Below are 25,338 nucleotides of genomic sequence, written 5' to 3' on the forward strand. Positions count from 1 at the left end.
ATGGATCGCCTATTCAATATTGAACCGTCTGACTTGATGAAAATACAGGCACAGACCTTATATACGATGAACATGCAGCAGCGTCTGACTGGTATTAACGAACCGGAAGGCGGGCATGCGCCTGCCTTGTTTATTGGCATGACTTCTGCTGGACTTCTGCCTTATTACCATGAGCACCTGCCGCCAAACCTTACGGATCAGCTGGCGACTGAAGCGAAGCTTCCGCTTGACATTCCGAAGCTGCTAGGGATGATCGAGGCTTATAAGCCCGTCAAGCATCTATGGATGGGACCTGCATTTGTCTTCCGGGAGAAATGGGACAAGTGGCATTCACGTGTGCAGCTTATTGACCGCCATCATACGTTTTTGCTGGAAGAGCATTTTCCCGATCTCATCGGGCGATTGCATGCAAAAGCACCTGTAGTTGCTTATGTTATTGGAGATTCCGCCGTAGCCGTATGCTGCTCTGCCCGAACTTCGGAGCTGGGCGCAGAAGCGAGTCTGCATACCATTCCTGCGTACCGAGGACATGGATATGGGGTGGAGACGGTCAAATGCTGGCAGTACCACGTGCAAGAGAGCGGACGCATTCCTCTCTACAGTACATCCTGGGACAATCTTTCCTCGCAGCAGGTGGCCCGCAAACTGGGACTGTATCAATACGGCATGGATTTCAGCATAACGACTTCGTCATAGAGGGTGAACCCGGTGATTCGGACATATGTACAAAAGGATCTGCAACATGTCATTGAAGCTCATATCCGTATTTACCGGGAGGAGTATAATTATGAAGACAGAACCTGAATATGCGCAGAATACCATTACGGGAGTCCAGTTTCGTGGAACGTTTTGCTGGTATGTAACTGAGCGGGAGTACTGGTTTTTGAATGTGGAGATGGAGGAACGGTTCGGCATCGAAATACTGAACGAGGAAACCGCTGCAGCATTCCTTCATGCCATTCAGGACGAGCGGGTAACGGCCGCAGAGCTGCAAGACTGTCTCTATGAATTTAGGAAGCATCATCCAGAAGATGACGAGTGGTTGAAGTTTGTACCGTCATTCCTTGTGGATTTTGACCAAAGGCAGTTTTGCTCCATGTTTCCCGAGCCGGCGTCTTTCGAACATTACATGCCTCAAGGCTGGATTGGATCCTATGTGGATTTCCTGGATCGTGTGCCAGAGGAGCAGCGATACTGGGAAATGGATGGCAGCTCCCTGTTTCGTTAAACTTTTGTTGAAAGGCGTGGTCCGATGATACGTAAACATTTGGTACGCAGCCTGGTATCCCTGAGTATTGTATTTGTGGTGGGAGCGTGCTCGGTCCAGACCGAGAAACAGAGTATATCAGGGATGATTGAGCACAGCCTGCAGGAGATGGTTAATGAATCTGTAATTATGAGCAGCAGTAATCCTAACGATTATATTGCAGGTAACCCGGAGGCATATGGATTAATCCTGAACACCGGTCAGGAAGGACTGGATGTTCTTTTACAGAAACTGGAGTCCAGCTCCGATAACGGCCTAAGGGAATGGATTATGGCTCAGGCAAGTACGGAGATGCTCGGGGAGCAGAATTCCGTGAACGGGTGGAACAGTGGCAAAGACTGGCTTAGACAGTATAAAATGAGTGAAGAATAGTAATTCTCAACAACAATCCTCACCTCCAGTCATCATGAGCAGGAAATACAGGTTCCTGGACCTGGTACCCAAAAGAATACGTTATAGAGGTGAAACCCTTGAATAAGAAAATTGCATTTTTTGACTCGGGCATCGGCGGTTTAACCGTCCTGCATGAAGCTTTGCAGCAGCTGCCTGAAGAACAGTTTTTGTATTATGCAGATACGCTTCATGTCCCCTACGGAACCAAATCTGCCGATGAAGTAAGAGGGCATATCTTTGATTGCGCGGAAGCGATCGTGCGGGAACATGTAAAAGCAATCGTGGTTGCCTGCAACACGGCGACAAGTCTAGCGGTTAAGGATTTGCGTGCCAGGTATGATATCCCGGTCATCGGAATGGAACCTGCGGTGAAGCCGGCTGTAGAGATGAACCGTGAAAGCGGGAGGAGAGTTCTTGTATTTGCAACGCCATTAACCTTGAGTCAGAGCAAATATAACGAACTTGTATCCCGCGTGGATGACCATCACAGTGTGGATTCCATGCCACTGCCTGAACTGGTGGAATGGTGTGAACAGCTGGATTTTGATCCGGAAAAAAGTGCTGCGTATTTTCGCCGGAAACTGGCTGATCTGGATCTGGATTCATACGGTACGGTTGTACTTGGTTGTACACATTATCCGTTCTATTCACATATCCTCCGGACCGTACTTCCGGAACATGTACAGATTATTGATGGCAGCGCAGGCACGGTCAACCGTCTGAAGCATTTGCTAGAGTTGACAGAGCAGCATGGGAACAGACCGGAGGAGCAGGTTACATTTTTGAGTTCAGGAGGACAATTGGAAGATCAGGAGAAAATGAAGGCTGCTCTTCGGTATCTTGACACGATGTCCGGATGAGCTGTACCAGAGGAGGGGAGAATCCTGCAATCGATCTACCTCATTCGTCACGCCAAGGCAACAGGACAGGAACCGAATGCAGAACTTACAGATGATGGTCTTCGTCAGGCAGAGCGTTTGGCGGAGAAACTTGCTGTTCATTCCATAGCTTACATTGTCTCCAGTCCGTGGAAAAGAGCGCTCCAGACGGCAGCCCCGCTCGCCAGAGCTGCATCTCAACATATACATACCGATGAGCGTCTTCAGGAAAGAGTGCTGAGCACTCGCCATCTGGAGAACTGGATGGAAGTACTTGAACGGACATATACGGATGAGAACTTCGCAGAAGAAGGCGGAGAGTCGTCACGCATCGCGACCGCACGTGGGATGGAAGTGCTGGAGGAATGCTGGAGTCGCCCGGAGCAATCTGTGGCTGTTATAACTCATGGCAACATACTATCTCTGCTCCTTCGCCATTATCAAAGGTCCTTTGGTTATGAAGAGTGGAGGCTGCTAACCAATCCCGATGTATATGTGCTGGAACGACAGCGAGGAGAGCAGGGGCCACCTTCCATTCGCAGAATATGGACAGATTAAACAACAAAGAGTGCTCCAGCGATCATCTACATCGGCTAGAACACTCTTTTTCGTTTACAATCCGTTCTGTATTACAGAACGGCAATGATGACCATGACCCATCCGGCAAGGAATGCGACTCCGCCAAGCGGAGTAATCGCACCAAGTTTGCGGACACCCGTTATGCTTAGTGCATAGAGACTGCCCGAAAATAGGAGGATGCCTGCGAACAGCAGCCATCCGGCTGCCATAATGAGCGAAGACTGTTCCAGGCGGTCCGCAATCAAGCCTAGAAGGATCAATCCGAGACCGTGGGCAATGTGGTACTGAACTCCGGTTTCGTATATTTTGATCATATCTGCAGATAATTTTCGCTTGAGCGCGTGAGCACCGAATGCTCCGAGAGCTACGGCGAGAAACATCATGATACTACCGAGTACAACCAAGGTTTGCATAGGCTATTGTCTCCTTTAGTAGAGGGGTAGTTTGATCATCGATACAGCTTGCTGACAGCAATCAAAGTTTGCGCAGTTTAATGTGCTGAATCGAGTGGTCGGCTTCTTTTCTTAGGATCAGTCTGGCACGTCCCTTGGTTGGCAAAATGTTCTCGTGCAGATTCTTGGCGTTAATGTCCTGCCAGATCTGACTGGCCGTCAGTACAGCTTCCTCTTCACCAATGTTGGCAAAGCGGTCATGGAAGAAGGAATCTGCATTCTGAAATGCGGTGCTGCGCAGCAGCTTGAAACGTTCAATGTACCAATGACGGATGTGCTCCTCTTCTGCATCAATATAGATGGAAAAGTCAAAAAAATCGCTGACAAGCAGCGGTGTTTCCTTTTTCACCTGCAGAACGTTAATGCCTTCAATAATCAGAATGTCCGGTTGGCAGATCGTTTGCTCTTCTCCTTGAATGACATCATAAGCAAGGTGGGAGTACACTGGAGCTTTTACTTCAGGTTTACCCGATTTTACATCGCCCATGAACTGAATAAGTGATTTGATATCATAACTTTCCGGGAATCCCTTCCGGTTCATGATGCCTTTCTCTTCCAGTATGGCATTGGGATATAGAAAACCGTCGGTCGTAACGAGGTCAACCTTGGGTTTGTTTTTACCTCTGGCGAGCATGGCCTGGAGCAAACGAGCTGTCGTACTTTTGCCCACGGCAACACTGCCCCCAATTCCGATGATGTAGGGAGCGGGAGATTGTTCCTTTTTCAAAAAAGAAGCCGTTAATCGATTCAATTCACGTGAAACTCTTGCATATAAGTCAATAAAGTGGGTAAGTGGTAAATAAATATCCTCCACTTCCTGAATGGATACTTCTTCATTCAATCCCTTTAGTTGTTCCAATTCGGCTTCCGTCAGTGGAAGGGCGGTCTGATGCTCTTTCAGTTCAGCCCATTCCTTGCGGTTAAACTCGATGTAAGGAGAGTATAAATTCATGAGATCCCGCTTTCTGTATGTAATGTAATCAGTGACACAATCTTTAGTGTACCAAATTTCAGGCAACTGACAACACCTTTACATTTGCAAATTTGTTATGCCGTCCGGGCGAAGAAGAAAAAGTGAAGTGATAACGGGACAATTTATACCAGTATATGTAAAAGTTGAAGTATACCATGCGGAAGGGTGACAGCAAATGATCGTATATGAGAGAGAGCATGACTTTGTTTTGACCGCACAGCATGAGCATGGACAAGTAGCCGGCGTGATGGCTTCCCACTGGAAAGATGAACTGCTTGCTGATTCCCGTCACCGGGAGGAGCTTATACTTGCAGCAAGAGAACACGACCGTGGCTGGATTGAGCTGGATTCCGCACCTTTTTGGAATGATTACAGCCAGTCCCCGTATTCGTTTCGGGATTTCCCGTTACGTCCGCGTTTTGTATTTTACCAAAAAGGAATTGACGAAGTCCGTGAAAAAAGTCTGTATGCCGGGCTATTGTGCAGCATGATGTACACGGAGCTTTTTCAGAACACCTTGGGTGCTAACCCTATCGATGATGACGATATCAGGGAATATTTGAAGAAAGAACAACGTTTTCAGGAAGATTGGCAGCAGCAGCTCGGCGGAGGAGATGAACTCAAGCGCAGATTGCAAAGTGACCTGGAGATCATGTTATTCTGTGATCAGCTAAGCCTTTTTCTCTGCATGGAGGAGCCGGGAACCCCCGCATCGCGCTATGATTTTTTTGCAGAGGGACTAAGCTGCACCTTCGATGCCTGTGGAAGAGAACCGATTCGGGCTGAATGGATCTCAGGTGATAAAGTAGGACTCTCTTACTTTCCATTTACTCAGGAATTCACAGTTGGTCTACCTTACAAGTCGGTACCCAAAGCAAGTATTCGCAAATTTGGCCTGCTTCAGGCTTATCGTCGTGCCGAGTGGAAAGAACGCAGAGTATTGATTACAAGTATGGACTGAATCATAAAGGATTAATAGCAGGCCTCGAAGATAAATTCGAGGTCTGTTTTGCTTTTGTTTTTTTATCCTAGCGAAGAGGCAGGAAAATTCAAGGGATGACCAGAAATGTTAATGTACAACCAAGTGAGAACAGCGGCAGGAGGATAATGATGAGTACCAGAATTGACATATTTACGATGTGTATGGTGTGGGACAAGCACAATGGCAAGGTTTTGTTGATGAACAGACCTGATCGTAAGGGGTTTCCAGGATATATTGCGCCAGGGGGCAAGGTGGATTTCCCGGAAAGCATTGTGGACGGAGCCATGAGGGAAGTGAAGGAAGAAACGGGACTCGAGGTCCGTGAGATTACATACAAAGGGTTGGATGAGTTTTGTGATCCCGAGCAGGGACTACGCTATATGGTTTTTAATTATCTGGCCACTTCATTTGAAGGTGAATTATTGCAGGACCCGCCTGAAGGTGAATTGCTGTGGATCCCGGTGGAACAGGCGCTTGAACTGCCTATGCAGGATTGGTTTGCAGAACGATTCCCGCGCTTCTTTCAAGAAGGTACATTCGAACGAAGCGTGATTTGGGAAAAGTCGACGAACCGTACGCTAAAAGAAACATTTATGATGTATACCGATGCGGTATTGAGATAGAGAGCAGTAAAAATGATAATGAGTGCCATAGGGAGATGACATAATGGGATACCAAGAAGCACTTGAGGGATATATCGCAGCAACGAATACACATGATTTTGATGAGGTGAGCAAATGGGTTTCGGCAGATGCGGTGTATTGGTTTACAGACACCTCCTGCACCACAAAGGAAGCCATTCGTTCCTATTTTGAACAGGCTTGGGACATGGTAAAAGAAGAAGTATATACAGCAGAAGATCTCTCTTGGATTGCGGTGAGTGAGACACAGGCTGTCTGCATTTACACCTATCATTGGGAAGGTATTTACCAAGGGAAGCCGGCTTCCGGGAACGGTCGAGCGACGAATGTGTTTGCTGCTGGGCCGGATGGAGAATGGAAGTTAATTCATGAGCATCTAAGCGCAGGGGAAAAACGGTAAAACTTCACAAAAGAAATCATGAATACGGTAGGGTTAAGAGCGTACTAGGGGCTAGAACAGAATGTATCATCCATTTTCATGTATACGTATCCATATATTGTGATATAATGAGGTTTGCTTTTTTTGATGGGAGGGGTGAGCGATGAGAATCTCTTACCGATCGAATTTGGACGGAATAGGCGTGGAGCAACTGAGCGAACATTTTTTTGATGGCTGGCCTAATCCACCGTCACAGGCGACTTTTTTGAGACTGTTGGAGCAATCGTATGCAGCCGAGCTTGCAGTGGATGATGAGACAGGGAAGGTCATAGGCTTTATTCAAGCTATTTCGGATGGGGTGCTTAGTGCATACATTCCATTGCTGGAAGTGGTGCCGGAGTTCCAAGGTAAGGGGATTGGGACAACGCTAACAGAGAGGATGCTGAAGAGGCTCCAGGGTTTGTACATGATCGATCTGTTATGTGATACCGAAACGCAGCCTTTCTATGAGAAGCAGGGAATGCGCAGAGCCAGCGGCATGATGGTTCGCCATTATTCCAATCAGAATGGAACAACCTACTTATAGTAAATAGAGTTATTAGATGTTTCGATATGACCAGATTAATAGAGAGGGCAAGATGTATTTCGCTATTGATCCTAGTGCCAACGTGTGACGAGAATCATCCAAATTTAGCGTTTAAGCTGATACATAGGCTTCTGCAAACGGGCTGTAAATGAATATTGTACGATGAAAAGGTGGAGATCCGCATGAGACTAACGTTCCGAATACTGGATTGGGAAGAGGAGAAGCCCTATGAACTTTTGCTAATGGCTGATCCCTCCAAAGCCAAAGTAGACGAATATTTAAGTCGTGGTCTATGTTTTATCGCCGAATATGAAGGCGAGATGGTAGGCGAATTTGTTTTGCTTAAGACCCGGCCTGAGACTGTTGAGATTGTTAATATTGCAGTTCAGGAAGAATTACAGGGACAAGGCGTCGGCAAGCACATGATTAAGGAAGCGATTGAAGCAGCAGGCAGGCTGGGCTGTCGTACTGTCGAGATCGGAACAGGCAATTCCAGTTTTCATCAGTTGAAGCTGTATCAGCGCTGCGGTTTTCGCATTATAGGAGTTGATCGCGATTATTTTGTAAGACATTACGATGAAGAGATTATTGAGGACGGTATTCGCTGCGTGGATATGATCCGCCTGGCGGTGGACTTGGATACTCTAGCGGAGGAAAGCAACAAGTGAGAATTTATCGTGTAGCACCTGAAAATGCGCGAAACGTTACGGCTTTTGGAAGTAACGGAGCAGAAATTACGCCAATACTTCGAAACATCTCGGGTTGCCATGTGTCCTATCTCAAACTCACTGGCGGCGGAGAATTGGGTCTTCATCCGGCTGTAGGCGAGCAGGTGTTTCTGGTGCTTGAAGGTGAAGGCTGGGTTGAAGGTGAAAGGGGGGAACGTGCAGTTATCCAAGCTGGAGAAGCCGCATTGTGGATGGACGGTGAGAACCATCGTTCCGGTTCGGAGCATGGGTTAACGGCCATGTTGATCGAAGGAAGTGAGCTGGATATTCGTTTGTCCTTGTATGCTAAATGAATCTGAAAAGGGGATTGTGAAGCCTTGAGTATGCTCTGGGTGGTCGTCATTATAACGGGGTTAATCTTCACTCCATCGTTTTATCAGATGAATAAGCGGATACGAAAATTGGAGGAACAAGTCAGATACCTCACAGATGAAAGAAGGGGTCATTTATGAATCAACATACACATTTGGGGGTATATGGTCTCATTCGATGGTGCGACAAGATATTGTTAATTCATAAAGCACGAGGTGCGTATAAAGGGTGTTGGGATCTGCCTGGTGGCAGACTGGAATTCGGAGAACAGCCGGAGACCGCTCTGCACCGTGAGATTGAAGAGGAAACGGGTCTTACAGATGTGCAGGTGACCATTCGTTCTGCGGATTCCACTGTTGTGAATTGGGTGTATCAGGAGGTACCTGAGGAGCTTCATCATATCGGCATTTTGTATGATGTGCAGTTGAAGTCGGACAAGCAGGCAAGTGAGATCAGGAAAGGACCGGATGGGGAAGATTCATTGGGTGCAGCTTGGTTTGCAATGGAGCAGGTTCAGCAGCTATCCTTAACCCCATTTGCATTACATATGATCTATGGACGTAGTTAAGAGACAGGGTTGGATAACCGGATCCCTGTAATTGGTAAGGTAGCGTTTTTAAAGAAACCCATAGGTAGACAAAATGTTATATATTGCCAGGTGAAGCGAGTGTACGGTATAATTTGGATATATGTTGATTGGGATCCCGCAATGGGATTTAGCGATTTGGTGATATGAAAAAGAACTACACTATAATTCGCGAATTCAATTTGCGATTTATCGGGGTATAGCGCAGCCTGGTAGCGCGCACCCTTGGGGTGGGTGAGGTCGTGGGTTCAAATCCCGCTACTCCGATTCGAAACTGTACACCGAAGTTAAGGCTGTGAATCTGTCGATTCACGGTCTTTTTTTGTTGAATCTGTTCTCAAATGGTTAATGTTTAACTGGACGGTTTGTTTTGGCTGGTTATGGACCACAATTCATATTAAAGGGGGTTAATGTGGAAGCATGGGAACAGATTTATCTGCGATATGCAGAGTTTATGCTTCATTTATCTGATTCATCTAATTTATGCATCAATTGAACTAAAAATAGGAAATGCTCCTGAGCGTAAAAGTTTATAGAATAGACATTAGAAAACGAATTCGATTTACATTGAGCTAGATGGAACCCTCGAGCAGATTCGGACACGATTCGACATCTGTGTTGGCGGTATATCCAATTATTTCTTATTATGTTTTTGAAAACGCAGACAAACCTTGACGGGAGCGTCGGAACAACGTTATTTACCCCCAACATCACGATGATTGGACTTCATGAAAAATTTCGCTTAAAATGTTGAACGAACGCAAATTACGGCTTAGTCAATGATTTCCGTCAAAAAACACGACTAAATCAAGACGGAGGGAACGTCGATGACGATCGAGGAAGGCAACAAGAAGCCCTGGGAAAGTTACTATGGACCCAATTTGGGATACGTACAAGAACAATATGAATTATTCTCTCAAGATCCTGAATCGGTTACACCCGCATATCGGGAATTGTTTGAACAATGGGGTGCTCCGCCGATGCCTGGCAGAGATGCACATACAGCCACTTATTCCGGCAACGCCCAAACAGCTTCCGGGAGCGTGGATATTCAGTTATTACAGAAAGCGGTTACAGCCGGGAAACTGGTTTGGAATATTCGAACTTATGGTCACCTTGCCGCGGATATTGATCCGCTTGGCATAAGTGAAGATTCAGATACATCTTTATTGGAACCGAAGCATTTTGAATTGAATGAAGAAGATTTGAAAGCACTGCCCGCATCCCTGATCTGGGAAGGTGCAGATGGACAGACGACCAACGGCTGGGATGCCATTCAGCGTCTGCGCCAGATCTATACAGGTCCGATCGCTTATGAATTCAGCCATGTTCATGAAGTTCATGAACGCGAGTGGCTTAACCGCCGTGCTGAATCCCGGACTTCCCCGGCACCACTTAATCAGGATGAACGGAAGGCACTGCTGGAACGTCTGGTTGAGGTGGAGCAGTTCGAGGATTTCCTTCACAAAACGTTTGTGGGACAAAAACGCTTCTCGATTGAAGGAAACGACGTGCTCGTACCGATGTTGGATGAAGCAGTACGCATTATGGCACACTCGGGATCAAGCCACATTTTGATGGGAATGGCTCACCGTGGACGCCTGAACGTGCTTGCTCATGTCCTTGGTAAACCATACAGCAAAATTTTCTCTGAATTCCATCATTCCCCGAACAAGGATCTGGTTCCGTCTGAAGGATCGACAGGAATCAACTATGGCTGGACAGGGGATGTCAAATACCACCTTGGTGCGAACCGCTTTGTAAAAGATGGCGAAGCAGTACAGGCTCGTCTGACACTTGCTAACAATCCGAGTCATCTGGAGTACGTTAACCCTGTCGTTCAAGGCTTTGCACGTGCGGCGCAGGATGATCGGCGTGATCCGGGATATCCGAAACAGGACGTTACAAAAGCAGCGACAATTCTGATGCATGGCGATGCAGCCTTCCCTGGTGAAGGCATTGTGGCGGAAACGCTCAATTTCAAAGCACTCCCGGGCTATCAAAACGGCGGAACGATTCATATTATCGTGAACAACCGTCTCGGGTTTACAACCGATAGCAGTGATTCCCGTTCTACTTATTACGCGAGTGACCTTGCCAAAGGTTACGAGATTCCGATTGTGCATGTGAATGCAGACAACCCGGAAGCATGTATCGCGGCGATTCGCATGGCAGCAGAGTACCGCAACAAATTCAAAAAGGATTTCCTGATTGATCTGATCGGTTACCGCCGCTATGGTCACAATGAAACGGATGATCCGGAGACAACCCAACCGAAGGTCTATGAAAAAGTGAAGAGTCACCCTACAGTGAGTCATCTGTATCAGGACCAGCTCAAGCAGGAAGCGGTTGTTGATGATGCCTCCATTGGCAGCATTCGCGATGCCGTAACGAATCGTCTGAAAGAAGCTTATGAACAAATGAAGAAAAACGAAGTTCATGAGCAGTCACAACTGAAAGCCACTCAACCTGAAGCGGTGTCACTTATTCCAACAGCTGTGCCGCTGGAGAATCTGCGTAGCATTAATGCCGATCTGTTGAAATGGCCAGAGAACTTCAATGTATATCCGAAGTTGCAGCGTATTCTGCAGCGTCGCAGCACTTCCCTGAACGAGGGCGAAAAAGTGGACTGGAGTCTTGCCGAGACACTGGCATTTGCCACGATTTTGGCTGACGGCAAGCCAATTCGGATCAGCGGACAGGACGCAGAACGTGCAACCTTCGCTCACCGGAATCTGGTATTGCATGATTCGGAGAACGGGACAACATTTTGCCCGCTGCATCATCTGCCACAAGCACGTGCAGCGTTTGCCATTTACAACAGCCCGCTGTCGGAAGAGTCGGTGCTTGGATTCGAGTATGGATATAACGTGTACTCTCCGGATACGCTTGTCATCTGGGAAGCTCAATTTGGTGACTTCGCCAACTGTGCACAGGTTATTTTTGACCAATTCATATCCGCTGGCCGTGCCAAATGGTCTCAGAAGTCGAGTCTGGTCATGCTGCTTCCTCATGCCAATGAAGGGCAGGGACCTGAGCATACAAGTGCCCGTCTTGAACGTTTCCTGCAGCTCTGTGCAGAAGATAATATGACGGTTGCCAACTTGACGAGTGCATCCCAGTATTTCCATCTGCTGCGCCGTCAGGCTTCGTTGACTGAAACTGAAGATGCACGTCCTCTGGTCTTGATGTCGCCGAAGAGTCTCATTCGTAATCCGCGTGTTGCATCTCCCGCTGCAGCGTTCAGTGAAGGCAAGTTTGAGCCAGTACTTGAACAAGCAGGGCTTGGAACCAAACCGGATCGCGTAGAACGCATCATACTGTGCAGTGGTAAGATCGCCATCGATCTCGAGGATGCTTTTGAGAAAGACAAAGCCGACTGGTCCTGGCTTCACATCATTCGTGTTGAACAGCTGTATCCGTTCCCGGCGGAAGAAATCAAGGGCGTACTTGCACGTTTCAGCAAGCTGAAAGAACTGGTTTGGGTTCAGGAAGAGAACAAAAACATGGGAGCCTGGACATACATGGAACCTCGCTTGCGCGCTATTGCACCGGAAGGAACAACCGTGAGATACGAAGGCCGTCCGGAACACGCGAGTCCTTCCAGCGGTTATCAAAGTGTGCATAGCATGGAACAGCAACAGATTATTACATCCACGTTGAAGCAAACGACGAAGAATAATATTCCACTGGGGAGGTAACAGCTGTGAGTGAAATTAAAGTACCTGCAATGGGTGAATCGATTACTGAAGGAACGGTTTCCAGATGGCTTGTCAAAGAAGGCGAAACTGTAAATCAGGGTGACGTTCTTCTGGAGCTGGAAACCGATAAAGTAAATATCGAAATCAGTGCCGAAGAGAGTGGAGTACTCGAGAAAATTATTCGCCAGGAAGGCGAGACGGTTGAAATCGGAGAAACGATTGGTACACTGGGAGCAGGAACAGGAGGAGGAAGCGGAGCACCCGCTTCCCAGCCGGCTGCAGAACAGCAGCAGGCTGCGGCCCCGGCTCCAGAAGCAGTGGCAGTAGCAGTAGCGACTCCACCTGCAGCTGCAGCTCCGGAATCTTCCGAGAATGGTACCAAAACGGCTTCACCAGCTGCACGCAAGCTTGCTCGCGAGCGCGGCATTGAGCTGGATCAGGTTCAGAGCAAAGATCCGATTGGACGTGTGTATCAGGAAGACGTAAAAAGTCATAACACGCAGGCACCGGCTTCAACGCCAGCTTCTGCAAGCAAAGCTCCGGCAGCACCAGCAAGTGCTCCGGCAGCTGGAGGTTCTACTTATGCTAAACCAGTTGAACGCCAACGCATGTCCCGTCGCCGGGCTACCATTGCGAAGCGTCTGGTAGAAGCACAGCAAACGGCGGCAATGCTGACAACCTTTAACGAAGTAGACATGACTGCAATCATGGATGTTCGTAAACGTCGTAAGGACAAGTTCAAAGAGAAGCACGATATCGGCCTGGGATTCATGTCTTTCTTTACCAAAGCCGTGGTTGGCGCACTGAAAAAATTCCCAACCATCAATGCTGAGATTGATGGGGAAGATGTTGTACTCAAAAAATATTACGACATCGGAATCGCAGTGTCTGCCAAGGAAGGTCTTGTTGTTCCTGTCGTTCGCGATGCAGATCGACTGGGCTTCGCTGAGATTGAGAAGAGTATTGCGGACCTGGCTTCCAAAGCTCGCTCCAACTCTCTTGCGCTCTCCGACCTGCAAGGCGGTACGTTTACAATTACCAATGGCGGAACATTTGGTTCCCTGTTGTCTACACCGATCCTGAATACTCCTCAAGTTGGTATTCTCGGTATGCATAAGATCCAGCTTCGTCCGGTGGCGATCGATGCAGAGCGTATGGAAAATCGCCCAATGATGTATATCGCATTGTCTTACGATCACCGCATTATCGATGGTAGCGAGGCAGTACGCTTCCTCGTTACGGTGAAGGAACTGCTGGAAGATCCAGAATCCTTGCTGATCGAAGGGTAACACGGACCGAAACAAACATTAGCAATCATTATAGATTCACCTAGCAGAAAGCCCCTACCAAGGGACACAGTTTGCGCTGTGCTCCAGGTAGGGGCTTTCGTATTGCTATAGCTTTGTAAGGATAGTCAGACCGTATCAGCGAGTGTATCACGAATGTCATTCGTGCGGTCTTGCTCGGAGCCCGGCGTGTGACGCTCTAGCCAGTTGACCACATGCAAGCATACTTCTTCACGATTGGTCTCGTGCAGCATCTCGTGCCGTCCTTCGGGGTACAGGCGATATTCTACATCCTGAATCTGTAGCTGTCTGTACTGGGAGACAAGGTTATACACACCTTTACCATTCAGTCCAACAGGGTCCATTTCTCCGGAGAACAGATACACTGCTTTATCTTTTGGAATCCGCTTCATGTTTTCAGACGTATGGATTTCCAACAACAGTTTGAAAAAATCACGAAAGAATCCGGCGGTACAGATGGCCCCGCACAATGGATCGTCGATAAATCGTTTAACTTCGTCCGTATCACGCGATAGCCAATCAAAAGGCGTGTTTGCTGGACGGAAGGAACGGTTAAAGCCGCCAAACACAATGGCGTTAAGCAGCATGCTCGGATGTGCCGCACCCTGGATACCACATTGCATGAGTGCGAGTTTTTCACCAAATCGGAGAAGACCACGCTTCCCATTGGTTCCGGACAATATAAATGCATGGTAACGTTCATGTCCAGCATACATCAGATGCTGCACCAGGAACGACCCCATACTATGTCCCATAAGAAACAAGGGGATTTCCGGATGTTCCTTGGATGCGAGCTCACCGAGATTGATCATATCACTTGCCATCCAGCGAAAGCCGTCTGCTCCGGCATTGCCGAGCAGTTTCGGATTCTCGACAGATTTCCCATGCCCTCGGTGGTCATTGGCGTAGACAGCATACCCGTGACTGGTAAGACACTCGGCGAATTCTGCGTATCGTGCTGCGGTCTCGGCCATACCGTGCGCAATTTGTACAACGCCTCTGATATGGCATTCCGGATCGGGAAGCCAGCGGTAGACATGAATGCGGGTACCTTCATTACCCACAAGGGCAAACGTAGATTCCTGCATCGTGTAACCCCTCCTTCACTGGTTTGATTAAGGTAGATAAGAACGAAGAACTGTCGTATTGCCATCAAGCGTATAAGCTCCAAGATTGGCAGGCAGCAGGTAGCATTGTCCAGCGCTCAATTCAATTTTTTCCTGAGTATCATTGTCCCATTCCAAGGTTCCGTTCCCTTCACAAACGACGAGAATGGTGAAACTTTCAGCATGCGTAGAGAGTTCCCACCGATCCGTAACAATTCCTTTTTCTACAACAAAATAAGGGCATTCCGCAAGCTTCAGCCATTCACCTGGTGTCGCGTTATTGGTTTTCATTGTGGTAGCACCAGCGCCCTCATAGGCAGTCACATTCAAGGAATCTTCAACATGCAGCTCACGTGGTTTTCCATCCAGTCCTGGACGATTATAATCGTAGATCCGGTAAGTTGTATCCGAATTTTGCTGGATCTCGGCAACGACGACTCCTGCGCACAGAGCATGTACCGTTCCGGCAGGGATGAAGAACGTATCTCCCGCTTCAACCGGTACTTGACGGAGCCTATCCATCACCGTGCCATTCTCCAATGCTTCCTTCAGCACCGCACGATCTACCCCTTCGTTTAAACCATAGATGATGTGCGCTCCCGGTTTCGCGTCCAGCACATACCACATTTCTGTTTTGCCAAGTTCACCTGGAGGGAGGGCTTCATAATCATCTGTCGGATGAACCTGTACGGATAGATCATCATTGCAATCCAGCAGTTTGATCAGGAGGGGGAAGCGTCCGCCTTTTTCAGATACACCTTTTGTACCGAGCCACGAAGTGCCTAGCTGTTCCCGCACTTCATCCAGACCTTTACCTGCAAGTTCGCCATTAATGACTTTGGTTGTACCGTTAGGATGATCTGCAATCATCCATCCTTCTCCAATATGTCCTTCAGGTGGTGTCAGACCGAATTGCTCCAGCGCCCGACCTCCCCATACACGTTCCTTAAACTCGGGTTGAAATTGTAGTGGGTATGGCTTAGACATCGTAATCTCTCCTCTAGTATATGAAGTGGTGAATCGCTTTAATCAAATCCATGCCTGTGCATCCCGGATTGTATACGGTTGCAGCAGCCAAATATGTAAAGCACGCATCGTCATTGTAAACGAGCCGAGGTTGGAGCTTGGCCCATATTCATGCACAGCGATGTCGTGCTATTTAATGTGTTTATTTTATGGCATTTGGAGAGTAAAGGAAATTACTTTTTCTCAATACCAATCAGAAATGGAGAGGCTGCGCGCTGAAGCTGGCGGTACATGACAACTTGTGCCTGGTCTACAGGCAAAGCCGAACACCAGGCCAGTACTGCATCTGCCTCCTGTGCACCACCCTCATGGCCTGGATACAACACAGCTGTAATTATGCCGCGTGTTCGCAATAGGCCCAGTGCTGCTTCCAATGCCCCAATCGTGCTTTCCGATTGAGTTATAACAGAAGCATCCGCTCCTTCGGCCGGCAGGTATCCCAAGTTGAACATGACTGCGCCAACTTGGCCTTGCCATTGCTCGGGAACAGCTTCATCCATTCGGTCATGGCTTAACTCCATTAGGGAGATGGAACCGAGCTTTGAGCCGTCTTCCTGTTTACGAATTCTGGCTTGGGCCAGAGTTAGCGCTTCATTTTGGATATCAAAACCGATGACTTGGCCGCGTTTCCCAACCTGCTGTGCGAGAAACAGGGTATCGGCACCCGTGCCTACTGTGGCATCAATCGCAAAATCCCCGGGCTGCAAACGGGAGGATACCCATTGATGGGCGCAGCTAAGAACCGAGAGAAAGCCCATCTTATGCTCCCCTCCAATATTTACCCTGCCACGATTCACGTAAACGCAATTCGCGGTCTATGGAATTCAGCACTTCCCACTTTTTCATGGACCACATCGGTCCAATCAGCAGATCACGCGGAGCATCACCGGTGAGGCGGTGCACAATCATTTCCGGTGGAAGCATCTCGAGTGTATCGACAATCAGTTTGATGTACTCGTCTTGTTCCAGGAATCGAAGAAGCCCGGCTTCATACTGTTTGACCATCGGCGTCTTGCGCATGAGGTGCAGCAGATGGATCTTAATGCCTTGCACATCCATATTGGCTACTGCGCGTCCGGTATCCAGCATCATTTCATGCGTTTCCTGAGGCAAGCCATAGATGATATGTGTGCACACGCGTATATTCCGTTTCCGCAGCTTCTCTACGGCCTCTTCATAACATTTCGTATCATGCGCGCGGTTGATGAGCGTTGAGGTCGACTCGTGGATGGTTTGAAGTCCCATTTCAACCCACAGGTAGGTACGTTCATTCAGTTCGGCCAGGTAATCCACAACATCATCAGGCAAACAATCGGGGCGAGTGGCAATGGACAGACCGACGACACCAGGCTGCTGTAAAATCACTTCAAAATACTCACGGAGCTCCTCAACAGGAGCGTATGTGTTCGTATACGCCTGGAAATAGCCGATGTACTGGGCCGTAGGCCATTTGAGGTGCTGTTTGTCCCGAATCGTATTAAATTGGGTAACCAGATCATCCCGCCGGCTGCCGGCAAAATCTCCTGATCCCCGTGCACTGCAGAAGGTACATCCGCCCTTGGCAATTGAACCGTCACGGTTTGGACAGGTGAATCCTGCGTCAAGCATAACTTTGAACACTTTATTGTTGAACTCGTTTCGCATTTCATAATTCCAGGTGTGGAATCGTTTATCTCCCCAGGAAAGAGGAGGCTGTATTGCAGGTGCATTCATCTTCAGGGTGCTCCTTTGGCTGCCGCATTCCCTCTCGGGAGAGACAGATGTTTATCTATTCACGTGATAGAACGGATTGTGAAAATCCGTGTCTCCATGGACTTTAACCATTGTATCAAAAAACGCAAAAAAAGGGGAATTCGAACTCAAAAATAGACTGGTTTATCAAGGTTTTTCTCTTGCTATAGTTTACACCTTGTGTTATATTTAACTTAACGTCAGACAGCATCCAATGGGTACTATTCATCATAGCATTTGAATCAAAATTGACGTCATGGACCATACTAAACCGTGAGGTGATATGAATGAATTCCCAAGTTAAAAACAATAACCTTCATCATGTTTCAGTTGAACTGACGGCAGAAGAAGCACTGGCTTTGACAGGTGTTCGTTTTAATGGCAATCCGAAAGTGGAAGCGGCTGCAAGACAAAAAGTTCGCACAGCTTTCGAAAAGACATTTGATTTTTCACACCAAGATAAGGTAGACTATGAACTATTAAAGTAGTTGGACCCCAATTCCAAATAAATCGAAGAGGGAATCTTTGAGATTTGCCCCAAGTGGCAGATCCGAAGATTCCTTTTTCATTGCTCTTTACAATTGGCCGGTTCTTCGGCAAAATGAGTCTGAGACAAGTATGGACAAACGGAGGAATAAAATGCGTTTACGTGGCAGAAAAGGGATTCGGGAAAATCTGGAGGAGCAAGTGGATCTTGTTGTTCTGGAACCCAAACAGTACAAGGGGAAATGGTCTGAACTGTTTGGCAATGACCATCCGATCTTTGTTGAATTTGGTATGGGTAAAGGTCAATTTATCAGCCAAATGAGTTATAAATATCCGCAATACAATTTTATCGGTATCGATATGTATGATGAATTGGTGCGCCGGGCTAGTGAGAAGGCCCGTAATGCGTGGAGTGAGGCAGATGTAGAAACTCCACCCAATGTGAAGCTTGTCCTGGCGAACATTGAACAGATCGAGGAAGTGTTCGAAGTGGCTGAATTGGAACGAATCTATCTGAACTTCAGTGACCCATGGCCAAAAGCCAAGCATGCACGCCGTCGTTTGACTCATCCGCGGTTTTTGAAGAAATACACGGAGCTGCTTAACGCCAAAGGCCAAATTCATTTTAAAACCGATTCGGAGACCTTGTTCGAGTTCTCGCTCAACGCGATTGCCGACTACGGTCTGCAGATGACTAATCTGTCCCTGAACCTTCACCGTGATGGATTGAATGAAGAGCATGTCATGACAGAATACGAGCAGAAATTCATGGGCAAAGGCATGAACATTCACCGTGTGGAAGTCATTGTGGGTGAAGAGGCGCTGCGTGAGTATCAGCAGATGCGTCTGGACAAGTACAAAGTACGTGAAGCTTCGGATGATTCCGGAGAAGACCAAGAGTAAAATGAATAAGCGGCACATGGAGGAGTGACTCATCACCTCGTGTGCCGCTTTTTTTGATTGTTCTTGTTCATGATCATTAGAAGATATCGATATCGTTACATTTGCTCGGAGCGCAGTTCCTTGCGACGATAATCATTGGGGGTCACCCCATTGAACTTTTTGAACATGCGATAAAAGTAGGAGCTATTGGTGAATCCCGTTTTCTCTGCAATATCTGCAACGGAATTCTCGGTCTCAATCAGCAGATGCTGGGCTTTGATAATTCGTGTCTCGTTAATCACATCTGTTAGTCCTTTTAACGTGAGTTGTTTATACAGCCTGCTGATATAGATGGGCGACATGGTGAGTTCCTCAGCAATGGAGGTGAGACAGAGATTGGTGTCGGCATAGTCCCGTTCAATAATGCTGTTAATTCGGCGTAAGAGCTCCTCATGCCTCAGCGTTCGTTTTTCCTCCACTTTCAATCCTAATTCATCAAATAGACGATAGAAGTGGGCATGAACTTCACGGAGTTCCTCCGCTTCATGGAGAGGAAGCATTGCAGCGTCCGAGATCGTGTTCAGTGTAAGCTGGTTATTTTTTTTAAGCGTATTGCGTACGTGGTTCAGTGTCATCGTCAGATGGGATAGAGCCAATTGGAATACGGTAAAAGGGTATGCTGCCGTTTCATCCACGATATCCGTATAGATTTGTTTGGCTTCGCACGTTTTGCCTGTCATGAGGCAATCAATGAGCTGCCGCTCTTTACTTGCCGGAAATGCATATTCCTTGGCCTGATAGGCCATGATGTCGGTTGTATACAGCAGGCAGCCCGGACCGCTGAATAATCGGTGCAGGGAAGCCTCCGCTGAGTGGGGGTAGCCGACGATTGCATCCTCGAAAGAGGCTTCCTCGGGCCCGACGGTGAACGAAACGGAGCATTTCAAATGCAGCATTACCGCATCCTGCAGCATACGCAGTAGTTCCTCCATATCTTCCTCTGCATCCTGTGCGTTTTGCTGATCCGAATTTTTGTGATTGAAAAGAAGGCTAATCATGTCCCCGCCCATATCGACGGTTTCCGTGTGGTAGCGAAATTCCGCTGATTCCACGCAAATGTTCATCATCGCATATTTTACAAGCTTGATATCGTCCCGGTAAGTTTCGCAAAAATCTACAAAACGATCAATACGCAGCAATACCAGTCTGGACGGACGATGAATCTGGACAGACGAACCATAAAACTTCATGCGCTCTTCCAAAATCCCCCCGGAGACCGTCTCTCGCCCCTGTAGAGCACCGCGCAAAAAATCCTGACGCAGGATGTGCAGACTTCCACGACGCTCGGCTTCCATAACTCGCATTCGAACAATGACTTTATCGATGGGATGATATAGCTTCCGAGAAACCAGGTAAGAGAGCAGCAGACCAGCCATAAGCAAGCCTAGACAAAACAGGACGGTGTGCGTGCGCATGCTGCGAATATCAGCAGTGATCAGATGATCAGGTGTAATTCGTACATAACGCCATCCCAAATTATCAGGTGTGGTATAGGTAATAAGTGATTTTTCCCCATCAACATCAGCGGTAAAGTAGGCAGATTGCTCCGTATTTTGCAGAATGGGGTGCATGAAGTCTTCCTTGGAGAGATCCTGCATTAAGGCCCGATCTCCAAAATCGGACAGAAGCTGACCGTTCTCGTTGATAATAAATGTGTTGCCCGGCTGATCCGCTGCATTGATGTTGGGACTTAACCAATCGTCCTTGATATTGACTACGACTGCGTAGTTTAATTCGGCATTATCATTGATGGTGTCATAGCAGAGATAGGTGTAACTATTCACTTCAACTTCTTCTGTAGAACCAACCCGGTAAGTACGTGGAATCGGAACAAAGGGTTTGTATTCATGAAATCGCTGGAGAATATCCTTAATACCCTGATCGTCTAATTCGGCTAGGGTTTGCTGACCATTACGTGTTTCTGAACTAATATAGAATTCGTTGCTTTTGGAGTTGTATACATAGATGGATTCGATAAAGGGAAGGGACATGCGGTAGTTATCGAGCTGCTCCATGGCTGGAGTGACTTCATAAATGCTTGGTTTTGAGTACAGGAGAAGTGCAGAGATGCTGTAGTCCTGATAAATCTGATAAGACAAGGATTTGGCCGTTTCGGTCATTTTGGATACTTCTCGGCTGGTCTGTGTGAGACTGTTCATATCGGTACGATAGACCTGGCGGAGAGCAATGCGATTGTAGTTGACGTAGAGAATGGCAGAAGCGACGAGCAGGGTAGCAACGGTACTGACGATGATGCCAATCAGTATGCGAGAAAATACATTTTGACTGTCCTCCGAACGTTTGCGCATCAATCAGTTCCCCCTGAACATCTGCATTTTTGGGTGAAAAAGAATTCATTTCACAGCGTTACGCCCTGTTTCACAGCAGGTCGCTTTGGATGAGGATAGCCCTTCAAATTATATATCATGTATGCGTTTACATCAATATTGTACAAGGTTTAAAAGGTTGTTTCAGTACATATCGTTCAACTTTCGCTGAATTGTTCACGATGCCCAGGTTATGCACGATATCAACATTTGTGAACGTATTGGAGTTCTTTTCAGTGTTGGTTCACATTGTTCATGTCCGGTTTGGCAATATCGTTCATTTTCCGGCGGGAAGCTTCAGTATCCGGGAGCGAGAAGGGCGTCTACACTAAAAACAGAGCTCCACGGCGCTACCGTGCTGCAAGAAATCCGGGAGGGATCGAGCCATGCTCAAAGAATTGAACAAAAACAAAATCATGTTTCTGATGCTGCTGCCTACACTGATCTTTTTTCTCATTAACTCTTATTTTCCGATGGTGGGTATCTACTATGCGTTTACCCGGTATGACTTTGAAGGCGGATTATTCGGCAGTCCTTTCGTAGGGCTGGAAAACTTCAAGTTTCTATGGCAGTCCGGCATGCTGCTGAAGCTTACGACCAATACGGTGGGTTATAATCTGGCTTTCATTATTCTGGGAAACGGACTCGCCATTTTCTGTGCCATTATGTTAAGTGAAGTCCGTGGCAAGCTCTTTAAGAAAATTACGCAATCCGTGATGTTCTTACCGTATTTCATCTCATTTGTACTATTAAGTGTAATCGCTTACAACATGTTCAACTATGAATCGGGTTTTGTGAACACGGTGCTCAAACGCTTTGAAGCCGGCCCGATTGATATTTATAACACGCCCTGGATATGGGTGTTCCTGATCATCATCTTTTATCTATGGAAGAATCTTGGCTACAGTATGGTGATCTATCTGGCGGCCATTACCGGGATCAGTGACGAATATTATGAAGCTGCCCGTATTGATGGAGCGAATATTTTTCAGCGTATCTGGTATATCACCGTTCCCATGCTGAAACCGACCTTTGTCATTCTGCTTCTGTTCTCTCTGGGGAGCATTATGAAGGGGCAATTTGATCTCTTTTATCAGCTTATTGGCAATAACGGCGTGCTGTATAACGCCACAGACATCATTGATACGTATGTGTATCGTTCCTTGAAAGTGACGTTTGATATCGGAATGGCTACCGCAGCAGGCTTGTACCAGTCTCTATTCGGCTTCATTCTGATCATGACCGTGAACTACATTATCCGAAAAGTGAATGAGGATTACGCCTTGTTCTAGACCGCCCACCGGGCAGGAGGGAGAACCATCATGCATACTACCCGTGCCAGAGATTCAGAGTTTACCTTGCTGTTTCAGATCATCTCTTATGGCGTCATTCTGATTTTGTCCATCATGTGTCTGCTGCCTTTTCTTCTAATTCTATCCGGCTCCTTCAGCAGCAATGAATCGATTGTGAGAGATGGATATCATCTCTTTCCAACAGACTTTTCCCTGGAAGGTTATCAAATGGTGTTCAAATTCCCTACTCAAGTGCTGAAAGCATACGGAGTGACAGTCTTTACAACCGTTGTGGGGACTGTGCTCGGACTGTTCCTCATTACGATGGCGGGCTTCGTACTGCAGCGCAAAGATTTTAAATACCGTAACACCTTCTCTTTCTTCATTTACTTCACCACGCTCTTTGGCGGTGGGTTGGTGCCTTGGTACATTATGCTGGCAAATTATTTCAATCTGACGGATACGTATACCGTACTGATTTTCCCTGGATTGATGACGCCATTTCTCATCATTTTGATGAAAAACTTTATCCGTTCTGCTGTTCCGGATGAGTTGGTTGAATCCGCCAAAATGGATGGTGCGAATGACTTCCGCATCTACTTCAGCATTGTATTGAAACTGGCGATGCCCGGGATCGCAACCGTAGGTTTGTTTTTGGCTCTGGGGTACTGGAATGACTGGTTTACTTCGTCCCTGTTCATTAATAACCCGGATATGTACCAGCTGCAGTTTTACCTGTATAACACGATGAATACGATTACTTTCATTGATCAGATGGCCATCGGCACAGGAATTACGCTCAGCCAGGATGTACCTACGGAAGCAACCAAGATGGCCATGGCGATTGTGGTGACGGGCCCCATTCTGTTCCTATACCCGTTTGTACAGCGCTATTTTGTCAAAGGTCTTACGATTGGTGCAGTAAAAGGTTAGAACGTAAGAATGCTCGGGGCGCCAGCCAGCTATTCGTTTACTGCTGCTCGCGTCCTGACAGTTTACGCTAACATATAAGGTTTCCTACAAAAGGGAGGATGCGTATGCGCAACAAAATAATTCGGCACCTGTCTCTGGTGCTGGCCCTGATGATGTTTGCCGGGGTATTAGCCGCGTGTAATAACGGATCTGGGGGATCGGTGCAAGGGAGCGAGGAGGGCGCTTCATCTACAGACAAAGGTGAGAAGGTCACCCTTCAGTTTTACATGCTTGGGGACGCGCCCAAAGACTTGCCTGTTATTGAATCCGAGATTAACAAACTCGCTGAGGCTGATCTGAACGTCAATGTAAAATTCAACTACACTTCCTGGACGGATTGGGATCAAAAATATAAGCTGCTTCTGTCTTCTGGCCAGCCGATTGACTTGATTTTCACTGCGGACTGGACATTCTATCAATCGTATGCCAAAAAAGGAGCATTCCTTCCGCTCGATGAGCTGCTGCCAAAGGCTGCACCAACATTGCAATCCCACGTACCCGATGACATGTGGAATGCTGTTAAAATCAATGAAAAAATCTATACCGTGCCTTCGACCTGGATCGAGTATGTGACAGAAGGAATCGCTTACCGTGAGGACCTGCGAGAAAAGTATAATTTGCCCAAACCGGAATCCCTGGAGACACTTGAAGCTTATCTTGAAGGAATCAAAGCCAATGAACCGAACATGATTCCGATTGCGGACAACAATTCCAATCACACTCACGGCATCCGTCAATTAACCTCCAAATTGGTGAATACCGCTGGTCAGCTCCCTTACGGGCTTGATATTATGTACGATTCGCCGTCAACCATCACGTCCTATTGGGGATCAGCCCAGCATCTGGAGGATCTGAAAACGTACAAACGCTGGATGGATAAAGGGTTTTTCCCGAAAAACGTGCTGAACGTAAAGGACACATCGAATTCACTGCTGCAAAATGGCAAGGCGGCTGTTGTTCTATCAGGCGAGAACCCGAACAAGTTTAATGCGGATGTGATCAAAGTCCAATCTACGCATCCCGATTGGAAGCTGGGATACTTCGCTTATCCGAATGCCAAAGGTTTTGCACAGCCGGTTCATCCGATTCACAATGGATTCGCCATACCGCGAAGCAGCAAAAATCCGGAAAAGGCACTCGCTTTTTATGAAAAGCTGGTAACAGACAAACGTTACAACTGGCTTACGGAATATGGTGTAGAAGGGAAGAACTTTGAAGTGCAGGATGGTTACTACAAAATGGTGGGCGATGCTCAGACCAATGGATTCCCGCGTGAGGGCATGAATGGCTGGGCTTGGCGGAATCCGGAATTCATGCTCTATGATAAAACGTTCGACGACGTACTCGTCATGTTCGAGGAGCTGGACAAAATCAAGAAGCCGGATATCTTTACCGGATTTGCAGAGGATTGGACACCGTTTCAGGCGGAGAAGGCTGCGCTTGAGCAAGTGGAAAAACAGTATCTGTATCCACTGAACGTTGGCTTGGTTGAAGACGTTGAAGCAGGCTTGAATACATTTATGGAAAAAGCTAAGCAGGCAGGGCTGGAGAAAATACAAGCCGAGTATACCAAACAATGGCAGGAATATTTGAAATCGGCGGGCATTCAGTAGTTTGAATTTATTTCATTTTATAATAGACATGAAAAAAGGTACCTTCAGGCTGAAGGTACCCTTTTTCTATGCATAAGTG

The 25,338-nt window shown here is 47.3% G+C and carries 26 protein-coding genes and 1 tRNA gene; 20 read left to right on the top strand and 7 right to left on the bottom strand.

All coding sequences use genetic code 11. The features are described from left to right. The 5 genes from MHB82_RS08620 (at position 1) to MHB82_RS08640 (ending at position 3,096) form a co-directional block, all read left to right on the top strand. Positions 1-696: a GNAT family N-acetyltransferase gene (locus MHB82_RS08620; RefSeq protein WP_110821133.1), complete on the top strand. Its 696-nt coding sequence runs from the start codon at positions 1-3 to the stop codon at positions 694-696. 91 nt (positions 697-787) lie between these two features. Continuing rightward, the gene (locus tag MHB82_RS08625; RefSeq protein WP_095359152.1) at positions 788-1,228 is read left to right on the top strand and encodes a hypothetical protein; all 441 of its coding nucleotides are present in this window, start codon (positions 788-790) and stop codon (positions 1,226-1,228) included. A gap of 24 nt (positions 1,229-1,252) precedes the next feature. Then, positions 1,253-1,639: a hypothetical protein gene (locus MHB82_RS08630; RefSeq protein WP_341174461.1), complete on the top strand. Its 387-nt coding sequence runs from the start codon at positions 1,253-1,255 to the stop codon at positions 1,637-1,639. Between the two features lie 98 nt (positions 1,640-1,737). Continuing rightward, entirely contained in the window at positions 1,738-2,520 is a 783-nt protein-coding gene (murI, locus tag MHB82_RS08635; RefSeq protein ID WP_341174462.1) for a glutamate racemase, read from the top strand. A 42-nt stretch (positions 2,521-2,562) separates the two neighbouring features. After that, entirely contained in the window at positions 2,563-3,096 is a 534-nt protein-coding gene (locus tag MHB82_RS08640; protein ID WP_341176612.1) for a histidine phosphatase family protein, read from the top strand. A 71-nt stretch (positions 3,097-3,167) separates the two neighbouring features. Here the strand turns inward: MHB82_RS08640 and MHB82_RS08645 are convergent, their stop codons facing one another. Next, positions 3,168-3,530, bottom strand: a complete 363-nt coding sequence (locus MHB82_RS08645; RefSeq protein WP_110821130.1) for a DUF423 domain-containing protein — start codon at positions 3,528-3,530, stop codon at positions 3,168-3,170. 61 nt (positions 3,531-3,591) lie between these two features. After that, positions 3,592-4,521 carry a type I pantothenate kinase gene (coaA, locus tag MHB82_RS08650; protein ID WP_341174463.1) on the bottom strand — a complete coding sequence of 310 codons (930 nt, stop codon included), beginning with the start codon at positions 4,519-4,521 and terminating at the stop codon, positions 3,592-3,594. A 196-nt stretch (positions 4,522-4,717) separates the two neighbouring features. Here coaA and MHB82_RS08655 point away from each other — a divergent pair, with 196 nt between their 5' ends. The 10 genes from MHB82_RS08655 to odhB all read left to right on the top strand — a co-directional run bounded on the left by MHB82_RS08655 (position 4,718) and on the right by odhB (position 13,746). Continuing rightward, positions 4,718-5,503, top strand: coding sequence for a DUF3891 family protein (locus MHB82_RS08655; RefSeq protein WP_095359146.1), 786 nt, complete (start codon positions 4,718-4,720; stop codon positions 5,501-5,503). A gap of 149 nt (positions 5,504-5,652) precedes the next feature. After that, positions 5,653-6,147: an 8-oxo-dGTP diphosphatase gene (locus MHB82_RS08660; protein ID WP_110821128.1), complete on the top strand. Its 495-nt coding sequence runs from the start codon at positions 5,653-5,655 to the stop codon at positions 6,145-6,147. Positions 6,148-6,190: 43 nt separating this feature from the next. Beyond that, positions 6,191-6,565 (top strand): YybH family protein, encoded by a 375-nt coding sequence (locus MHB82_RS08665; protein ID WP_095359144.1) that lies wholly within the window; start codon positions 6,191-6,193, stop codon positions 6,563-6,565. 142 nt (positions 6,566-6,707) lie between these two features. Further along, positions 6,708-7,130 (top strand): GNAT family N-acetyltransferase, encoded by a 423-nt coding sequence (locus MHB82_RS08670; RefSeq protein WP_341174464.1) that lies wholly within the window; start codon positions 6,708-6,710, stop codon positions 7,128-7,130. A 182-nt stretch (positions 7,131-7,312) separates the two neighbouring features. Then, positions 7,313-7,798, top strand: coding sequence for a GNAT family N-acetyltransferase (locus MHB82_RS08675; RefSeq protein WP_095359142.1), 486 nt, complete (start codon positions 7,313-7,315; stop codon positions 7,796-7,798). Then, a complete protein-coding gene (locus tag MHB82_RS08680) occupies positions 7,795-8,151 on the top strand; it encodes a cupin domain-containing protein (RefSeq protein WP_341174465.1) in 357 nt (118 codons plus the stop codon). The genes MHB82_RS08675 and MHB82_RS08680 overlap by 4 nt, the downstream gene beginning before the upstream one ends. Positions 8,152-8,306: 155 nt before the next feature. Then, positions 8,307-8,738, top strand: a complete 432-nt coding sequence (locus MHB82_RS08685) for an NUDIX domain-containing protein (protein ID WP_341174466.1) — start codon at positions 8,307-8,309, stop codon at positions 8,736-8,738. 211 nt (positions 8,739-8,949) lie between these two features. After that, positions 8,950-9,023, top strand: a tRNA-Pro gene (locus MHB82_RS08690). A gap of 560 nt (positions 9,024-9,583) precedes the next feature. Then, on the top strand, positions 9,584-12,457 hold the full coding sequence (locus tag MHB82_RS08695; RefSeq protein WP_341174467.1) for a 2-oxoglutarate dehydrogenase E1 component: 2,874 nt from the start codon (positions 9,584-9,586) through the stop codon (positions 12,455-12,457). Between the two features lie 5 nt (positions 12,458-12,462). Further along, positions 12,463-13,746, top strand: coding sequence for a 2-oxoglutarate dehydrogenase complex dihydrolipoyllysine-residue succinyltransferase (gene odhB, locus MHB82_RS08700; RefSeq protein WP_341174468.1), 1,284 nt, complete (start codon positions 12,463-12,465; stop codon positions 13,744-13,746). A gap of 125 nt (positions 13,747-13,871) precedes the next feature. On the opposite strand, the gene MHB82_RS08705 is transcribed toward odhB, so the two are convergent. The 4 genes from MHB82_RS08705 to MHB82_RS08720 form a co-directional block, all read right to left on the bottom strand. Continuing rightward, on the bottom strand, positions 13,872-14,852 hold the full coding sequence (locus MHB82_RS08705; RefSeq protein ID WP_341174469.1) for an alpha/beta fold hydrolase: 981 nt from the start codon (positions 14,850-14,852) through the stop codon (positions 13,872-13,874). 27 nt (positions 14,853-14,879) lie between these two features. Continuing rightward, a complete protein-coding gene (locus MHB82_RS08710) occupies positions 14,880-15,857 on the bottom strand; it encodes a type I phosphomannose isomerase catalytic subunit (protein ID WP_341174470.1) in 978 nt (325 codons plus the stop codon). A 212-nt stretch (positions 15,858-16,069) separates the two neighbouring features. Beyond that, positions 16,070-16,654: a class I SAM-dependent methyltransferase gene (locus MHB82_RS08715; protein ID WP_341174471.1), complete on the bottom strand. Its 585-nt coding sequence runs from the start codon at positions 16,652-16,654 to the stop codon at positions 16,070-16,072. 1 nt (position 16,655) lies between these two features. Then, positions 16,656-17,609, bottom strand: a complete 954-nt coding sequence (locus MHB82_RS08720) for a TIGR01212 family radical SAM protein (RefSeq protein ID WP_341174472.1) — start codon at positions 17,607-17,609, stop codon at positions 16,656-16,658. Between the two features lie 305 nt (positions 17,610-17,914). On the opposite strand from MHB82_RS08720, the gene MHB82_RS08725 reads away from it, so the two are divergent. Both MHB82_RS08725 and trmB read left to right on the top strand, forming a co-directional pair. After that, complete coding sequence (locus tag MHB82_RS08725) at positions 17,915-18,115, top strand: hypothetical protein (protein WP_095288345.1); 201 nt, start codon at positions 17,915-17,917, stop codon at positions 18,113-18,115. Between the two features lie 151 nt (positions 18,116-18,266). Continuing rightward, complete coding sequence (trmB, locus tag MHB82_RS08730; protein WP_095359134.1) at positions 18,267-19,016, top strand: tRNA (guanosine(46)-N7)-methyltransferase TrmB; 750 nt, start codon at positions 18,267-18,269, stop codon at positions 19,014-19,016. A gap of 95 nt (positions 19,017-19,111) precedes the next feature. Here the strand turns inward: trmB and MHB82_RS08735 are convergent, their stop codons facing one another. Further along, entirely contained in the window at positions 19,112-21,364 is a 2,253-nt protein-coding gene (locus tag MHB82_RS08735; protein ID WP_341174473.1) for an AraC family transcriptional regulator, read from the bottom strand. 404 nt (positions 21,365-21,768) lie between these two features. On the opposite strand from MHB82_RS08735, the gene MHB82_RS08740 reads away from it, so the two are divergent. From MHB82_RS08740 to MHB82_RS08750, 3 genes are all read left to right on the top strand, one after another. After that, the gene (locus MHB82_RS08740; RefSeq protein WP_095359132.1) at positions 21,769-22,674 is read left to right on the top strand and encodes an ABC transporter permease; all 906 of its coding nucleotides are present in this window, start codon (positions 21,769-21,771) and stop codon (positions 22,672-22,674) included. A gap of 30 nt (positions 22,675-22,704) precedes the next feature. Next, positions 22,705-23,607 (top strand): carbohydrate ABC transporter permease, encoded by a 903-nt coding sequence (locus MHB82_RS08745; RefSeq protein WP_341174474.1) that lies wholly within the window; start codon positions 22,705-22,707, stop codon positions 23,605-23,607. Between the two features lie 98 nt (positions 23,608-23,705). Then, positions 23,706-25,259 (top strand): ABC transporter substrate-binding protein, encoded by a 1,554-nt coding sequence (locus tag MHB82_RS08750; RefSeq protein ID WP_426640406.1) that lies wholly within the window; start codon positions 23,706-23,708, stop codon positions 25,257-25,259. The last annotated feature ends 79 nt before the right edge of the window (positions 25,260-25,338 follow it).

The sequence above is a fragment of the Paenibacillus sp. FSL K6-2862 genome (assembly GCF_038005125.1).
GTDB classification, from domain to species: Bacteria; Bacillota; Bacilli; order Paenibacillales; family Paenibacillaceae; genus Paenibacillus; species Paenibacillus illinoisensis_A.

Bases quoted from the DNA above. Each gene is read 5' to 3' on its own strand.
- MHB82_RS08620 (WP_110821133.1), top strand. From the start codon at position 1: ATGGATCGCCTATTCAATATTGAACCGTCTGACTTGATGAAAATACAG.
- MHB82_RS08625 (WP_095359152.1), top strand. From the start codon at position 788: ATGAAGACAGAACCTGAATATGCGCAGAATACCATTACGGGAGTCCAG.
- MHB82_RS08630 (WP_341174461.1), top strand. From the start codon at position 1,253: ATGATACGTAAACATTTGGTACGCAGCCTGGTATCCCTGAGTATTGTA.
- MHB82_RS08645 (WP_110821130.1), bottom strand. From the start codon at position 3,530: ATGCAAACCTTGGTTGTACTCGGTAGTATCATGATGTTTCTCGCCGTA.
- coaA (WP_341174463.1), bottom strand. From the start codon at position 4,521: ATGAATTTATACTCTCCTTACATCGAGTTTAACCGCAAGGAATGGGCT.
- MHB82_RS08655 (WP_095359146.1), top strand. From the start codon at position 4,718: ATGATCGTATATGAGAGAGAGCATGACTTTGTTTTGACCGCACAGCAT.
- MHB82_RS08660 (WP_110821128.1), top strand. From the start codon at position 5,653: ATGAGTACCAGAATTGACATATTTACGATGTGTATGGTGTGGGACAAG.
- MHB82_RS08665 (WP_095359144.1), top strand. From the start codon at position 6,191: ATGGGATACCAAGAAGCACTTGAGGGATATATCGCAGCAACGAATACA.
- MHB82_RS08670 (WP_341174464.1), top strand. From the start codon at position 6,708: ATGAGAATCTCTTACCGATCGAATTTGGACGGAATAGGCGTGGAGCAA.
- MHB82_RS08675 (WP_095359142.1), top strand. From the start codon at position 7,313: ATGAGACTAACGTTCCGAATACTGGATTGGGAAGAGGAGAAGCCCTAT.
- MHB82_RS08685 (WP_341174466.1), top strand. From the start codon at position 8,307: ATGAATCAACATACACATTTGGGGGTATATGGTCTCATTCGATGGTGC.
- MHB82_RS08695 (WP_341174467.1), top strand. From the start codon at position 9,584: ATGACGATCGAGGAAGGCAACAAGAAGCCCTGGGAAAGTTACTATGGA.
- MHB82_RS08705 (WP_341174469.1), bottom strand. From the start codon at position 14,852: ATGCAGGAATCTACGTTTGCCCTTGTGGGTAATGAAGGTACCCGCATT.
- MHB82_RS08710 (WP_341174470.1), bottom strand. From the start codon at position 15,857: ATGTCTAAGCCATACCCACTACAATTTCAACCCGAGTTTAAGGAACGT.
- MHB82_RS08715 (WP_341174471.1), bottom strand. From the start codon at position 16,654: ATGGGCTTTCTCTCGGTTCTTAGCTGCGCCCATCAATGGGTATCCTCC.
- MHB82_RS08720 (WP_341174472.1), bottom strand. From the start codon at position 17,609: ATGAATGCACCTGCAATACAGCCTCCTCTTTCCTGGGGAGATAAACGA.
- MHB82_RS08725 (WP_095288345.1), top strand. From the start codon at position 17,915: ATGAATTCCCAAGTTAAAAACAATAACCTTCATCATGTTTCAGTTGAA.
- trmB (WP_095359134.1), top strand. From the start codon at position 18,267: ATGCGTTTACGTGGCAGAAAAGGGATTCGGGAAAATCTGGAGGAGCAA.
- MHB82_RS08735 (WP_341174473.1), bottom strand. From the start codon at position 21,364: ATGCGCAAACGTTCGGAGGACAGTCAAAATGTATTTTCTCGCATACTG.
- MHB82_RS08740 (WP_095359132.1), top strand. From the start codon at position 21,769: ATGCTCAAAGAATTGAACAAAAACAAAATCATGTTTCTGATGCTGCTG.
- MHB82_RS08745 (WP_341174474.1), top strand. From the start codon at position 22,705: ATGCATACTACCCGTGCCAGAGATTCAGAGTTTACCTTGCTGTTTCAG.
- MHB82_RS08750 (WP_426640406.1), top strand. From the start codon at position 23,706: ATGCGTATGCGCAACAAAATAATTCGGCACCTGTCTCTGGTGCTGGCC.